Source organism: Algoriphagus aestuariicola (assembly GCF_017254835.1).
Classification (GTDB): domain Bacteria; phylum Bacteroidota; class Bacteroidia; order Cytophagales; family Cyclobacteriaceae; genus Algoriphagus; species Algoriphagus aestuariicola.
The window spans coordinates 492,279-505,570 of sequence record NZ_JAFKCW010000003.1; the positions used below are offsets into that span (position 1 = coordinate 492,279).

General features: G+C 47.8%; 15 protein-coding genes. 7 read left to right on the forward strand and 8 right to left on the reverse strand.

Annotated elements, in window-relative coordinates; all coding sequences use genetic code 11:
- Window positions 1-64 precede the first annotated feature (64 nt).
- From J0A67_RS14835 to J0A67_RS14845, 3 genes are all read left to right on the forward strand, one after another.
- Window positions 65-2,398 carry a M1 family metallopeptidase gene (locus J0A67_RS14835; RefSeq protein ID WP_206570147.1) on the forward strand — a complete coding sequence of 778 codons (2,334 nt, stop codon included), beginning with the start codon at window positions 65-67 and terminating at the stop codon, window positions 2,396-2,398.
- A gap of 154 nt (window positions 2,399-2,552) precedes the next feature.
- Complete coding sequence (locus J0A67_RS14840; protein WP_206570148.1) at window positions 2,553-2,951, forward strand: hypothetical protein; 399 nt, start codon at window positions 2,553-2,555, stop codon at window positions 2,949-2,951.
- Complete coding sequence (locus J0A67_RS14845; RefSeq protein ID WP_206570149.1) at window positions 2,948-3,319, forward strand: hypothetical protein; 372 nt, start codon at window positions 2,948-2,950, stop codon at window positions 3,317-3,319. Before J0A67_RS14840 ends, J0A67_RS14845 begins: the two co-directional genes overlap by 4 nt.
- Window positions 3,320-3,411: 92 nt before the next feature.
- Here J0A67_RS14845 and J0A67_RS14850 read toward each other — a convergent pair whose 3' ends face one another.
- Together J0A67_RS14850 and J0A67_RS14855 are read right to left on the reverse strand one after the other, a co-directional pair.
- On the reverse strand, window positions 3,412-4,527 hold the full coding sequence (locus J0A67_RS14850) for an amidohydrolase (RefSeq protein WP_206570150.1): 1,116 nt from the start codon (window positions 4,525-4,527) through the stop codon (window positions 3,412-3,414).
- Between the two features lie 7 nt (window positions 4,528-4,534).
- Window positions 4,535-5,644: a Fic family protein gene (locus tag J0A67_RS14855; protein WP_206570151.1), complete on the reverse strand. Its 1,110-nt coding sequence runs from the start codon at window positions 5,642-5,644 to the stop codon at window positions 4,535-4,537.
- Window positions 5,645-5,867: 223 nt separating this feature from the next.
- Here J0A67_RS14855 and J0A67_RS14860 point away from each other — a divergent pair, with 223 nt between their 5' ends.
- Window positions 5,868-6,590 (forward strand): hypothetical protein, encoded by a 723-nt coding sequence (locus tag J0A67_RS14860; protein WP_206570152.1) that lies wholly within the window; start codon window positions 5,868-5,870, stop codon window positions 6,588-6,590.
- Between the two features lie 2 nt (window positions 6,591-6,592).
- Here J0A67_RS14860 and J0A67_RS14865 read toward each other — a convergent pair whose 3' ends face one another.
- From J0A67_RS14865 to J0A67_RS14885, 5 genes are all read right to left on the reverse strand, one after another.
- Entirely contained in the window at window positions 6,593-6,736 is a 144-nt protein-coding gene (locus J0A67_RS14865; RefSeq protein WP_206570153.1) for a hypothetical protein, read from the reverse strand.
- A gap of 75 nt (window positions 6,737-6,811) precedes the next feature.
- Window positions 6,812-7,327: a 5-(carboxyamino)imidazole ribonucleotide mutase gene (gene purE / locus J0A67_RS14870; protein WP_206570154.1), complete on the reverse strand. Its 516-nt coding sequence runs from the start codon at window positions 7,325-7,327 to the stop codon at window positions 6,812-6,814.
- Window positions 7,327-8,469 carry a 5-(carboxyamino)imidazole ribonucleotide synthase gene (locus J0A67_RS14875; protein ID WP_206570155.1) on the reverse strand — a complete coding sequence of 381 codons (1,143 nt, stop codon included), beginning with the start codon at window positions 8,467-8,469 and terminating at the stop codon, window positions 7,327-7,329. The genes purE and J0A67_RS14875 overlap by 1 nt, the downstream gene beginning before the upstream one ends.
- A gap of 73 nt (window positions 8,470-8,542) precedes the next feature.
- Window positions 8,543-8,698: a lmo0937 family membrane protein gene (locus tag J0A67_RS14880; protein WP_206570156.1), complete on the reverse strand. Its 156-nt coding sequence runs from the start codon at window positions 8,696-8,698 to the stop codon at window positions 8,543-8,545.
- Between the two features lie 66 nt (window positions 8,699-8,764).
- On the reverse strand, window positions 8,765-10,531 hold the full coding sequence (locus J0A67_RS14885) for a MutS-related protein (protein ID WP_206570157.1): 1,767 nt from the start codon (window positions 10,529-10,531) through the stop codon (window positions 8,765-8,767).
- A gap of 109 nt (window positions 10,532-10,640) precedes the next feature.
- Here J0A67_RS14885 and J0A67_RS14890 point away from each other — a divergent pair, with 109 nt between their 5' ends.
- From J0A67_RS14890 to J0A67_RS14900, 3 genes are read left to right on the forward strand one after another with little or no spacing between them, the layout of a single operon-like run.
- Window positions 10,641-10,796, forward strand: coding sequence for a hypothetical protein (locus tag J0A67_RS14890; protein ID WP_206570158.1), 156 nt, complete (start codon window positions 10,641-10,643; stop codon window positions 10,794-10,796).
- Between the two features lie 34 nt (window positions 10,797-10,830).
- Window positions 10,831-11,658 carry a hypothetical protein gene (locus tag J0A67_RS14895; protein ID WP_206570159.1) on the forward strand — a complete coding sequence of 276 codons (828 nt, stop codon included), beginning with the start codon at window positions 10,831-10,833 and terminating at the stop codon, window positions 11,656-11,658.
- Between the two features lie 53 nt (window positions 11,659-11,711).
- Window positions 11,712-12,389, forward strand: coding sequence for a nitroreductase family protein (locus J0A67_RS14900; protein WP_206570160.1), 678 nt, complete (start codon window positions 11,712-11,714; stop codon window positions 12,387-12,389).
- A gap of 58 nt (window positions 12,390-12,447) precedes the next feature.
- Here J0A67_RS14900 and J0A67_RS14905 read toward each other — a convergent pair whose 3' ends face one another.
- A complete protein-coding gene (locus J0A67_RS14905) occupies window positions 12,448-13,275 on the reverse strand; it encodes a mechanosensitive ion channel family protein (RefSeq protein WP_206570161.1) in 828 nt (275 codons plus the stop codon).
- Window positions 13,276-13,292: the final 17 nt, after the last annotated feature.

Below are 13,292 nucleotides of genomic sequence, written 5' to 3' on the forward strand. Positions count from 1 at the left end.
AGAATTGTTTTCTGTTTGACAATCAATCCGTTTCTTAGCGACCCAATACCCTACTACCCATATGATGAAAAAATTAATTGCTATTGCAGCAGTTGGGCTAGCTGGAATCACTCCACTTCTGGCTCAACATACTGAACAAAATCATGGTTACCGATTTGAACAATTGGGCACCATGCTCCGCACACCAAATGTCTACAGAACCGCCTCCGGCGCTCCGGGGCATATGTACTGGCAGCAGCAGGCCAACTATGTAATCGAAGTCGAGCTCAACGATGACAACCAGTCTATCAAAGGCTCCGAAACCGTCACCTATATCAACAACTCTCCGGATCAGCTCACCTACCTGTGGCTGCAATTGGATCAAAACAATCGGGGAAAGGATTCCGACACCCCAAAGGTGACAGAATCGAGCATTGGACCGAGGATGTCCATGCGGGATTTGGAGGGGATCCTCTGGCATTCAGATGATCACGATGTGAAAATCATCTCTATCAAGGACGCCCAGGGCAATCCGCTCCACATTGCCATCAACAAGACCATGATGCGCGTGGATCTCCCCCAGCCTTTGAAGGCGGGTGAGACCTTTACTTTTTCCATTGATTGGAGCTTCAACATTACCGACCGCGTAGGCTTTATCGGAGGCCGACCGGGTTACGAGCTATTCCCAAAAGACGGCAACTACCTCTACACCATGTCGGAATGGTTTCCAAGAATGGCGGTTTACTCGGACTTCGAAGGCTGGCAAAACAAACAGTTCCTAGGCGCAGGTGAATTTGCCCTAACCTTTGGAAACTATGAGGTGCGAATCACCGTACCGGCTGATCACATGGTCGGAGCTACCGGAGTCCTTCAAAACCCCGAAGAGGTGCTATCTTCCACCGAACTGGAAAGATGGAATAAGGCCAAGCAAACCTATGACAATCCGGTAATCATCCGTACTCAAGCCGAAGCAGAGCAACTGGAAAAAGGGAAATCCAAGGAGAAAAAGACCTGGATTTTCAAGGCAGAAAATGTTCGGGACTTCGCCTGGACTTCTTCCAGAAAATTCATCTGGGATGCGATGGCCGTGAAACTGGGCGCGAAAGACGTGATGGCAATGTCCTACTACGCCAAAGAAGCCAATCCACTTTGGGAGCAATATTCTACCAGAGTGGTAGCCCATACGCTGAAATCCTATTCTGCCCACACTTTTGACTACCCGTATCCCGTAGCGATCTCCGTCGAGGCCAGCAACGGGATGGAATATCCGATGATCTGCTTCAACTTCGGCAGACCGGATGCGGATGGAACCTATTCAGAAGCGATAAAAAACGGAATGATCGGCGTGATCATCCACGAAGTAGGCCACAATTTCTTCCCCATGATCGTCAATTCAGATGAGCGTCAGTGGACTTGGATGGATGAGGGCTTGAACACCTTCATGCAATTCATGGCTGAGCAGGAATGGGACAGAAACTTCCCTTCCAGAAGAGGGCCAGCCCATAAGATCGTTCCGTACATGAGAAGTGAGAAGAATCTCCTGGAGCCAATCATGACCAATTCCGAAAACATTATCCAATTCGGTCCAAACGCCTATGCAAAACCAGCCACGGCCTTGAACATTCTTCGCGAGACAGTGATGGGTCGTGAGCTATTTGACTATGCTTTCAAGGAATATTCCCGAAGATGGATGTTTAAGCACCCGACTCCAGATGATCTATTTAGAACTTTGGAAGATGCGTCTGCTGTGGATTTGGACTGGTTCTGGAGAGGTTGGTTCTATGGCACTGAGCCGGTAGATATTTCCATCGAAAATGTGAGCTGGTACAAGCTGGACAACAGGACTCCAAAAGAGAAAAAAGCCGCTGCCCAAGCTGAAGCAGAGTTGGAAGAAGCCTATGTCAGCAAGGACTTCAACAAAACCGATGTCCCTCAGACGGTCGTGGAGGCGAATCCTGCCACCCGGGATTTCTACACAACTTACAATCCATTCATGGTCACTCCAGAGGATGAAGAAGCCTACAAGAAATTTATGGCGAGTCTCTCTGAAAAAGAAAAAGCAATCCTTGACAAGAACCTGAACTACTATGAAATGACCTTCAAAAACGTAGGCGGTTTGGTGATGCCCTTGATCATCGAGTTCAGGTATGCGGACGGAACGTCTGAAATTGAGCGAATCCCCGCGGAAATCTGGAGAAAAAATGAATCCCAAGTGACCAAGGTTTTTGCGAAGGAGAAGGAAGTCGTAAGCTTTGTCCTCGATCCAAAACGGGAAACCGCCGATATCGACGAAAACAGCAATTACTGGCCAAGGCAATATCAACCGACCCGCTTTGAGCTCTTCAAGGGAGCTGGCGGCATTCGTGGCGCGTCGAGCGGCGACAACCCGATGAAGAGCGCGCAGAACAAGAAAAAGTAAGATTTACGTTACTCAATGTGCATTCAACCCTCCAAGGAAGTCCAAATCCTTGGAGGGTTCTTTTTTGTATTAACCCGAAGATCGATTGCCTTTGGCGACTTCTTTGCAACTCTGGATAGGCAATAGTCCTCATTCAACATCTAAAGGCGCTAAAATGAAATTAGGAAATCCCCAACTTCGAGTTCTGTTTTTGATTTTATTTCTGGCCCTACCACATTTGGTCAGATCCCAGGTTAGGCTCAATTTGGAGTCTGGAGCCGCTTTTTCGCAATACAACGACGTACGCGTTCCGAATGCCGGGGCCGATCCCGGGACGCTTTTTTCGCTACAGGACGATTTCAGTCCACAGCCCACCGCGTTTATCAGACTGGAGATAAGCTACCTCATCAAGGGCAAACATACGGTGGAATTGACCGCGGCACCTTTGCAGCTTGAGTATCTCGATTCCCAGCTTGGGGAAATTGATTTCGCCGGCACCCTTTTTTCGGGAGATGGGATAGAAGCGAGTTACCAGTTTATACCTATCGAGCCAGTTATCGCTATCGCCTGGTGAACACAGAACGGTGGATTCTGGATTTGGGAGCCACGATTCTGGCAAGGGATGCGCGTATCGCACTGACACAAGGTGACGTGGAGGCAGAGGATACCGATTTGGGTTTTGTACCACTGCTGAGTTTCAATGTGAATTATACACCAAAAAACAAACTCTCTTTGGTAGTGAAAGGTGACGCGCTAGTGGGCCCCCAAGGAAGAGCAGAGGATATCTTTGCTGGAATTCAGTACCCGATCTGGAAAGAAGGTCTAAAGCTCAAAGCTGGCTATCGTCTCATCGAAGGGGGAGCTGATGTGGACCAGGTTTATAATTTCGCCTTTATTCACTTTGCAAGCCTTGGATTGGTATACGATTTCCCCTCTAATTGATTGATATTCCAGGAGTAACTCTCAAACTCTTGACTTAAGCATTCAGACCTCTTTTTTTAAGACCAAAAGAGAAAAGGCGGCAAATCGGTGGATTAAATGCCCTCCCTGACAATTCGCTCAAAGACATTCACCCCGGTCTCTATAAGTTCATCCGGAAAATCATAGGTGCCTTCATGCAACTGGGGAGAGTTTTCTCCAGCTCCCAATCCGAATAAAAACGAGGGACAAACTTGGGAAAAAAGTCCAAAATCCTCCGACCATCGAAAAGGATCCGACTTTTCTGTGATCGGAAGGGAAAGGTCTCGAGCTGCTTGAGCCACTATCGGATAAAGTGCCGGGTCATTTTTGGACACTGCAAAACGCTCCACAAACCCAAATTCTACCTTTATTCCTTCGTTGGAAGCTTCTTTTATTGCCGAGCTTTTCACCAGTTCGATCAAATGTTCCAGCTGATCCTGATCAAAGGCCCTCAAGGTCAAGCTCAGGCTTGCCTTTCCAGCGCTGGTTCCAAAAGCCAAACTTCCCAAGTCTGCATGAATCAAGGTGAGCAACGCAAAATTTTCAACTTGCTTAGGCAGCTCAGGTAGCTTTTGGATCAGGCGGGCTAGGACTTGGGCCGGATTGAGTCCGGCCTCGGGATGGGCGGAGTGGGAAGTTTTTCCTGTCAGGTATATCGTCATTCCAGTACTTCCAGCAGCAAAAGTCCCCTTTCGGACTACCACTTGATGGAGGGGATAGCCGGGTAAGTTGTGCAGGGCAAAGGCGGCGTCCGGCCGTATCTCTGCAAATCTCTCATCCTCCAAGACCGCTTTGGCTCCATCCCCGGTTTCCTCAGCAGGTTGGAAAAGCAACACCACCTCTCCTGACTCTGGCCGATTTTGGGCTAGTCTTTCGCCCAATCCACAGATAATCGCCATGTGCCCATCATGTCCACAAAGATGACCTTTTCCCGGAATCTGACTTTGGTGATCACTGGATTTTAGGTCTTCGATTGGCAGAGCATCCAGTTCGCAACGGAAGAGTAATCGCCTGCCTGACTTTTCTCCTCTAAACACAAAAGCCAATCCCGTACCGCCCAATTTATCAATTACAAAATCAGGATACAGGGGAGCAAAAAAAGCCTTGATTCGCTCCGCAGTTTGGTATTCCTCCAAGGCAACTTCTGGAAATTGGTGGAGCGTATGACGAAGTTGGATGAGATTATTCATCTTTGGACTAGCTTAGATTTACTTGATAGCTGACACTTCTTCCTCCACCCTGAGGAACGAGAATTCCCAAATCCCGCAAATGTTGCAAATCCCGGGTAGCTGTAGCCTTGGATGCTCCTGTAAGCGACATATATTTTTTGGCGTTCATTCCGCCTTCAAATCCTTCCGGACCCTCCTCCAGCATTCGACTCAAAACCTTCAATTCCCGCTCATTAATTTCAGCTCGATATGTATCAAAAAATTGAGCCTTTTTTAGTGAAAATTCAATGACCTCTTCCACCTTTTCCTGCGCTTTCAAAATCACATTTCCAAAATAAACCAGCCAATTATCTATATGAAGCGTGCGTTGGGCCTTTTTGAGTTCGTCATAATAATTGCTCCGATCGGCTTCAATCACCGTCGACAAGCTGATCAAAATCGGTTGTCCAATTCCCTGATGCAAGGCCTTTTCAGCTAAAGCCCGTCCGATTCGACCATTTCCATCTTCGAAGGGATGGATACTCTCAAAATACAAATGCACCAAAGCGGATCGGAGAATGGGATTCAGTATTGCCTTATTATTTCCAGGAGCGGTGGAATTATACCAAGTGATAAATTGGAACATTTCCTTCGGAATCTGACTGGAAGGCGGTGCTTCGAAGTGAACGATTTCCTTTCCGATAGCCCCCGAAACCACCTGCATAGGATCAGCTCCGCTTCTCCACTTGCCTGCCTCCACATATCGATTTCCTTCCATCAGCATCTCGTGCCAAGAAAAAAGCATGGCTTCATCCAAAGGATCCTCCCATTTTCGGCGCACGGCCACCATGAGCTTAGCAATGCCTTTCGCACGATGATCTTTGACCAGTTTGGGTTGTTCTTCATGGATGCCCAAGTTTTTCTTGAGCGAAGACATTACATCAACCCGACTGAGAAATTCACCTTCGATTTCAGAAGTTTTGATCGCCTCGGACAAAAGGATATCCACCAGAAGTTGGTCTTTCTTCTCTGCTGAAATGCCGGAGTATTGCCCGCTGGTTTTCCCGGATTTCAGCAAAAATCTCAACTGAAAATCCTCAGTCAAACCTGGTGAATACTGAAATTCCGGCCAACCGTCTTGTTGCCAATTATAAGTCATGAGCCGATTATGTTCGCTATTCGGCTCAAATATACTCAATATATGAGCCGAATAGTTAATTTATTCGGCTCATAATATCAAAATAAATGAGCCAATTAGGTTCGCTAATCGGCTCAAGCAAGTTTCCTAGCCCAAAAAATCCAAAAAAGTAAGTATCTGTAATCCAAGAACTAATTTGTAGATTCTGGAAAAATTAGTCCACAACCTGCCTTAAGCCGTGCCCATGAAGCCTTTTCCCAAACTCCATCTTTGGCTCTTGATTCCCTTTGGATTCACTTTGCTCGGTTTCAGAAGTTATTGGACAGGCTTTTCGGAGGCTCCACTCCGATGGCATTTGCATGGCATATCCGCTACGGCTTGGTACATCATCTTGATTGTCCAACCTTGGCTTTATCACCATCGCCCCATCCAAATACACCGAAAAGTCGGGATGCTTGGATTGTTGCTTGCCGGGTTTGTGACCGCTTCGGCTCTAGGAGTCATTCGTGGAAATCTCACCCAACCGGAGCAAAGCCCTCTTTTTAAGGTACGCTATAGTCTTTCTCTCTTGGATTTTATCTTCATTGCCGGCTTTTTGCTCTCCGTAGCCGCTGCTGTTTGGAATGCAAAAAATACGCAAGTCCATGCGAGATGGATGATCAGCACTGTTTTTTGGGTGCTTTCCCCCGCAACAACCCGCTTGTCTTTCTTGCCTTTGGGGATGATTTACCAGCCAAAGGAATTTTCGGACTTCCCGTTTTTGTGGGTAGATGTGTTAGCCTGGAACCAAGTTCTGGTTTTCCTGATTGTTGCTTTTCTGATGATTCAGGACTACCGCAAAGAGAAAAAAATCTACTTATCCTTCGCTTTGGTAGCAATAGTTCAGCTGAGTTGTATTTGGGTGGTCTTCGCTTTAAAAGATGCAAAATGGCTAATCACCTTGTTCAACCACCTCTTCGAATTATAGTCTTATCTGGAGCCGAACTGAAATCCCATCCAAGCTCCACCCAGCATCAGCACCAAAGTAATTAGGATTAAAAGTAAAAGCGTGGAAAGGGGCATTTCCCAATCCTCTGAGCCGATTTTGAATTTGACGTTTTTCTTCCAGTCCATGATTTCATTCAAAATAAAGAGTCCACAGCAGTTTACTATGGACTCTCAGTAGTTGCTCTTAGGCGATTTTGATTCTTATTTTTTCAATATGGTTTTCCAGCCCTTTTCCTCGATTTGGGCAGCGGATTCTTCCACTTTCTCACGAAGGCCAGTCTTAAAGGCATCCATCTTTTTCCCAATCTCGGCATCATATGCTCCGACAATGGAGGCAGCCAAAATTCCAGCGTTCTTTCCTCCATTTAGGGCTACCGTAGCTACCGGAATTCCGCTTGGCATCTGCAAAATGGATAAAATACTATCCCACCCATCTATGGAATTTGAGCTCAACACAGGAACGCCGATTACGGGTAGGCTTGTCAATGAAGCTACCATTCCCGGCAAATGCGCAGCGCCACCAGCTCCGGCAATGATTACCTTGATACCTCTTTCTCTGGCAGATCCAGCGTAGTCAATCATTCGCTGCGGGGTGCGATGCGCGGAAACCACGGTCAATTCGTATGCGATTCCCAATTCTTCCAAAAACTGGGCGGCTTCCGCCATGATAGGAAGGTCGGACTGACTTCCCATGATGATTCCTACCTGTGGTTTCATTAGATCGATTTGATTTTGATTAGTTCTTTGATTCGGTTGGCTTTGGCTTTTAGACTCGTCACGTCTTCGTCAAGAATAGTCACATGGCCCATCTTGCGAAAAGGCTTAGTCAGCTTTTTCCCATACAAATGGATATACACGCCTTTTTCAGCCAGTGCCTCTTCTTTGCCTTCGACGACAGCTTCACCGGAATAGCCGTCTTCGCCGAGCAAGTTGATCATGGCAGCTGGGCAGCGAAGACCGGCATCACCCAATGGCCAGTTCATGACTGCACGCAAATGCTGCTCAAATTGTGAGGTAAAGTTGGCTTCAATGGTATGATGTCCACTGTTGTGGGGGCGGGGTGCGACTTCATTAACAAGAACCTCTCCCGATTTGGTGACAAACATCTCCACGGCAAGAATGCCCACCATATCGAGTTTTAGAATCACCTCCTTGGCGATTTCTTGGGCTCTGGCCTCTATATCGGGGGAGATTTCCGCTGGGGCAAAAAGGAACTCTACCAAATTTGCCGTTGGGTGAAAAGCACATTCGACCGCAGGGTAGGCAATCAATTCCCCGCTCTCGTTTCGAGCCACGGTGACGGCGATTTCCTTATCAAAGTCAATCAGCTTTTCCAACAAACCCGGCGCATCAAAGGCCTTATCCAGATCGGCTTCGCTTCGCAAAACCTGCACACCTCTGCCGTCATACCCTTCTTTTCCAAGCTTGTTGACGGCGGGCAAAAAGTCTTTTTTTGCAAGTACCTCAGCTTTATCCGCAGTCAACACATAGTCAGCGGTAGGTATCCCATGCTGCTGGTAAAACTGCTTCTGCTCACGCTTGTCCTGAATAAGTTTGAGGATGTGCGGTTGGGGAAAAACTTTTTTGCCCTGATCAGCGAGCTGCTGCAGGGCATCAGTGTTAACGGCTTCAATCTCGACTGTGATCACGTCACACTTTTTTCCAAAATTGACGACCGTGTCAAAGTCCTTGAGAGACCCCACCTCGAACGCCTGAGCAATGTCCCTGCAGGGAGCATTGGCATCAGGGTCGAGAATGTGGATATCTTGATTGTAATTGATGGCAGCTTGGATCACCATTCGTCCAAGCTGCCCTCCTCCGAGAATTCCGAGAGTCTGGTTTTGTGCAGAATTAGTCATAAGCACGCCAAAATTAACAGATTCCCAGAGATTAGGCGTACAAATAAAAGTCTGGATCGGATCCTTTCCAGCTTTAGACTGCTCTGCCTCCGCCAATCAGTCGAAGAAGGACAGCCACTACCGCCAAGACAAGTAGAATGTGGATCAAGCCTCCAACGCTGTAAACGAAAACTCCCAACAACCACCCGATGATCAACACCAATGCGATAAGATACAATAAAGAGCTCATGATAAATTTGGTTTAGGTATAAGATTCATTTTTCAACCACTTACCCAATCCAAATGCCATAAGCACCTAGCTCTCGAATCGAATACCCATCAATTCCATCAGTTTATGTGCGTTAAAACTAGCGCAAGGGCCTTTTTTGACCCGATAATCAAAATCTATAGAGCGATCGTGAATCTCCGAATGGAACGAAAAATTGTGTACTTTTTCCACAGTATGGGCAAGCGCGGACAGCTCAACGTCATGGGTGCTGATGATCCCGAAGCCATTGGTCTTGAGGGTTTGACGTATCAAAGCCTCTGACCCGGAAATCCTGTCCTGGGTATTGGTGCCTTTTAGGATCTCGTCTAGCAGGAAAAAAAGTATCTCGCCCGACTCCAGCCGCTCGATAAGGGAATGGATTCGCTTCAGCTCCGCGTAGAAGGAGCTCACGCTTTCCCCCAAGTTATCCGAATTGCGCATGCTGGTGAAAAGCTGGCATCTCCCTAAAACCAAGCTGTCTCCAAATGGGCGGAGGCCTAAGTTTGCTAGAACACAATTGATCCCAAGCGTCCGCATAAAAGTAGTCTTGCCACTCATGTTGGCTCCCGTCAAAAGGATCAATCGATGGTTGGCGTCGAATTGCATCGAATTGGGAATCGCCTTTTCCGGCAAAATGAGGGGATGGGCTATTTCATCTGCCAAAAGCTTCGCTTCTTCCGTCCATTCAACACGCCCTTTTCCTCCCAGCTCCACCTCAAAAGCCCCTAGAGAAACGAGCACCTCCCATTTCTCGAGATTCTCCGGCAGGTGGCTAAGCGACTGTCCCACTCGGGTCTTCCAGGATACCAGCTGGGTAAAAAGCAAAAAGTCCGTCCAAAAGAGAAGATTGATCGGTAGGTAGAGGAGATTGAGTCGGTTTTGAATCCAAAGACCAAGCTTGTCCAGGTCACTCAGTAATACCGAAGGAGAGATTCCGTCCGGGCAAAGTGCCCGCTGCCGCTCAAGAAGTTCCTCCGAGGCGAAGGTTTCCCTCTCGATCAGCTCTGCACGAACGCGAAAGGATTTGAGCGTTGCCGCAAAGGGAATCGCCTCGTCAGCCTTCTTGAGCGGCAGGAAAACGGAACTCAAAACTGCAACACCCAGCAAAACCCAGATACCCAGAAACGCGGCCGGTAAGATGTCCAGATAAATCAAAAAAAGTAGGGTCAGTCCTCCCAAGGGACCGACAACCGCAAAAGCCTTTGCAATCATGGTTTGCTTTTCTGCCTCTCCCAGCCACGCAATCCATTTTCCATCCTCTTTTCCTTCTTTCTTCAAAGCCAAGCCCGCCGCCTCCATCGACTGAAGAAACAGGGGATTCGAAGTCAGCTCCGCCACCGCCTGAGCGCGCGCCTCGGAATCTTTCCTTTCAAATTTACTTTTCATCAGCTCGGCAAGTCTCTTTTTTCCTCCCGACGAAACCGTATGGTTTAGCAATTGAAAAAGGGAATGCTCACCGAAAAGATCCAAGTCGTTGCAAAAGGGATGGCTTTTGTCCAAAAATTCACTTCCAGGTTCAAAACCCGATAGCTGCCGTCGGCTGCGATTTTCTTTTTGGGCTTGCATCTTATCCAATGCGAGGTAGATTGACTCCTGGTCCTTTTGAAAATTGTAGGCCTCTACCAACCGAATAAACAGATACGACACCATCAAAGCTGGAATAAGCCAGATGGGGTGCTCTGCAATGCCGAGGATAAAAAGTGCACCAATGCCAAAAAACAACACGACGCGCAAGAGGGATAACTTGGCGGCCTTACTCCTGGCGACAGCAAGTTTGGTATCCAATCCCTCCCGCTCAAAATCAAAACTATTCATGCTCAAATATAGAGATAGCCAACATCGCTCATTAAGAAAATTAAACCTGTAGGACAATTCTATGGTAAAAAAAGGCGATTTTAACAGCCACCCTTTACCCTTCTGAATTATGAAAAAGAAAAAGAACCAGCCTATCGTCGAGGAATGGGACCTTAGCGAAGGAATGGGAATCCTACCCAATGACATCGGGCTGACCCAAAACATAGGCTGCGTGGGAGGCAAGAACCCAAAAACCGAGAAGCAGGAAAAGAATCAGAAAAAATAAGTTGTAACTTTCGAAACTCAATCTACACATCACCATGAAATTCAGATTATTACACCTAATCAGGCCTGCCCTCTTTGCTGTGCCGTTCCTTATTTTTTCCTGCGGCGAAGATGAAGACCCCGTCGATTCCGAGCCCAATCTCGTGGTCGTGGAGGAGCAATTTGAAGTCAATGCTGCCTATGAGGATACCGATCTGTTGACTCTCGACATTCTGCAGAGCAGCGGATTGGGTACCAGGACGCAGTCCGAGGCGGATATTTGTGCCAACACCGTGGTGGAGCACAATGAAGGGGCAAAAAAAATCACCATCGACTTTGGTGCGGGATGCACCAGTCCAAAAGGAGTTGAGAGAAAAGGCAAAGTAATTCTTACCTATTCCGGCACCAATTTCCTCCAGCCCACTACCTCCATTGTCACAACATTTGAAGGCTATGAAGTAAACGGAATCAAGATCGAAGGATCCCGCACCCTTACTAACGCCGGCTTCAATATTCTCACCAGCAGTCTCATTCTCAATGTAAAAATCGAAAATGGCAAGCTAACTTGGCCTGACAATTCCTTCGCTATCTACACCAGCACCCAATCGAGGGTACTCACTCTTGGATCCGCCGGCTATCAAATATCGATCACAGGAACCTCCTCGGGCAAAAGCAGGGAAGGGGTCGATTACACGGCGTTAGTAACAGATCCGCTAATCGTGGATCAGGAGTGCGTGAGAACTGGAGTTTTCATTCCAAGTGCCGGCAAGCTGGATTTTGTCGTTCAGGGAATTACCATCACGGCTGATTTGGGCTCGGGAACCTGCGACAAAACCGTAACCGTCAGCTACCCGGGCGGGTCGAGGGAATTGACAATGGACTAAAAGTCCGACATCCCATCCAAAAACGGTTAACTTTCGGGCTAACCGTTTTTTTTATGAAAAAGAAACTGATCAATGGCTTTGAGCATATCGCATACAGCCGGCCGGACATCAGCATGGAAAAACTGAGGGAAAACGCCTTGGATTTTTACCAAAGCATGAATCAGCGACGAACAGTGAGGGAATTTGACAGCCGCCCCATTCCAAAAGCAGTAATCGAACACCTCATCCTCACAGCAGGCACAGCTCCCTCAGGAGCGCACAAGCAGCCCTGGACCTTCTGCTTGGTCGAAGCTCCCGAAATCAAACGGAGGATAAGGGAGGCCGCCGAGGAAGAGGAGAGAATCAGCTATTCCAGCCGGATGCCAGACACCTGGAAAGAAGACCTAAAGCCACTCGGTACTGACTGGCGAAAGCCTTTTTTGGAAGAAGCCCCCTGCCTCATTGTAGTTTTCAAACAATCCTATGGTGTCCATCAGGGAAAAAAAGTCCAACACTATTATGTGTCCGAATCCGTCGGCATCGCTTGTGGATTTCTGATCGCGGCAATCCACCAAGCAGGCTTGGTCACGGTCACCCATACTCCGAGCCCTATGAACTTCCTAGGCGAGATATTGAATCGCCCGGCGCATGAGAAGCCCTTTTTGCTACTCCCTGTTGGCTTTGCCAAAAGTGAAACGTTCGTACCTGAAATCAGCAGAAAATCCCTCGAAGAAATCTTGGTCCGCTACTAGCAAAAAAATCCCCCAAACCAGCTCCTGCCGATTGGGGGATTTAAGAGTCGCTGCAAGCTTAGTCGTTTTTTGCATATACCACCCGCTGAGGAAACGGTATTTCGATCTCATTGCTATCGAAGGCGGATTTGATCTTCTCCATAGAGTCGAAATAGACAGGCCACAAGTTGCCGGTGTCTGCCCACGCCCGCACGACCAAATCCAGGGAGCTGTCTCCAAAATTTTGGAGAAAAACCACAGGCTGTGGTTCGGCGTGTACCCGCTCATCCTTCTTTAGAATATCAAGGATAACTTCCCTGGCCTTTTGCAGATCGGTACTGTAGGCAACTCCGACCTTGATGTCTATACGCCTGGTCGGCTGCGAGCTGTAGTTGACCACTTCCGAGTTGGCCAGATTGCCGTTGGGAATCACAACTTCTTTGTTGTCGAAGGTATTCAGATGGGTATAAAGAATATCAATCTTGGTCACGGTGCCCGTATTCCCTTGGCCCTCAATCACATCTCCCACTTTGAACGGCTTAAAAAGCAAAATCAACACACCCCCTGCAAAATTGGAGAGGGAACCTTGTAACGCCAAACCAATAGCCAAGCCTGCTGCACCCAAGATCGCAAGGAAGGACGACATCGGCACGCCAAGGATCGTGGCAATCCCGATAAAAAGGGAAACATACAGGAGAGCCTTGACCAAGCCCACCAGGAAGGTGTTCAGAGAGGGATTGGCTTCGCGGGCATTGAGGACTTTCTTAAACCCTTTGACCAGCTTGTTGACAATAAACCGCCCGACGATGTAAAAAAGCAGGGCGTAGATGAGCGAGGGTACAATCCTGTAGATCAGTGCGATTCCCTGATCCAAAAGCGATTCGATGGTTTCGGGGGAAAGTTCCATAACGAAAATTATTTGGT

What these genes read in the sequence shown, in the direction of transcription:
- J0A67_RS14835 (WP_206570147.1), top strand. Translation starts at nt 65, where the DNA reads ATGAAAAAATTAATTGCTATTGCAGCAGTTGGGCTAGCTGGAATCACT.
- J0A67_RS14840 (WP_206570148.1), top strand. Translation starts at nt 2,553, where the DNA reads ATGAAATTAGGAAATCCCCAACTTCGAGTTCTGTTTTTGATTTTATTT.
- J0A67_RS14850 (WP_206570150.1), bottom strand. Translation starts at nt 4,527, where the DNA reads ATGAATAATCTCATCCAACTTCGTCATACGCTCCACCAATTTCCAGAA.
- J0A67_RS14855 (WP_206570151.1), bottom strand. Translation starts at nt 5,644, where the DNA reads ATGACTTATAATTGGCAACAAGACGGTTGGCCGGAATTTCAGTATTCA.
- J0A67_RS14860 (WP_206570152.1), top strand. Translation starts at nt 5,868, where the DNA reads ATGAAGCCTTTTCCCAAACTCCATCTTTGGCTCTTGATTCCCTTTGGA.
- J0A67_RS14865 (WP_206570153.1), bottom strand. Translation starts at nt 6,736, where the DNA reads ATGGACTGGAAGAAAAACGTCAAATTCAAAATCGGCTCAGAGGATTGG.
- purE (WP_206570154.1), bottom strand. Translation starts at nt 7,327, where the DNA reads ATGAAACCACAGGTAGGAATCATCATGGGAAGTCAGTCCGACCTTCCT.
- J0A67_RS14875 (WP_206570155.1), bottom strand. Translation starts at nt 8,469, where the DNA reads ATGACTAATTCTGCACAAAACCAGACTCTCGGAATTCTCGGAGGAGGG.
- J0A67_RS14880 (WP_206570156.1), bottom strand. Translation starts at nt 8,698, where the DNA reads ATGAGCTCTTTATTGTATCTTATCGCATTGGTGTTGATCATCGGGTGG.
- J0A67_RS14885 (WP_206570157.1), bottom strand. Translation starts at nt 10,531, where the DNA reads ATGAATAGTTTTGATTTTGAGCGGGAGGGATTGGATACCAAACTTGCT.
- J0A67_RS14890 (WP_206570158.1), top strand. Translation starts at nt 10,641, where the DNA reads ATGAAAAAGAAAAAGAACCAGCCTATCGTCGAGGAATGGGACCTTAGC.
- J0A67_RS14895 (WP_206570159.1), top strand. Translation starts at nt 10,831, where the DNA reads ATGAAATTCAGATTATTACACCTAATCAGGCCTGCCCTCTTTGCTGTG.
- J0A67_RS14900 (WP_206570160.1), top strand. Translation starts at nt 11,712, where the DNA reads ATGAAAAAGAAACTGATCAATGGCTTTGAGCATATCGCATACAGCCGG.
- J0A67_RS14905 (WP_206570161.1), bottom strand. Translation starts at nt 13,275, where the DNA reads ATGGAACTTTCCCCCGAAACCATCGAATCGCTTTTGGATCAGGGAATC.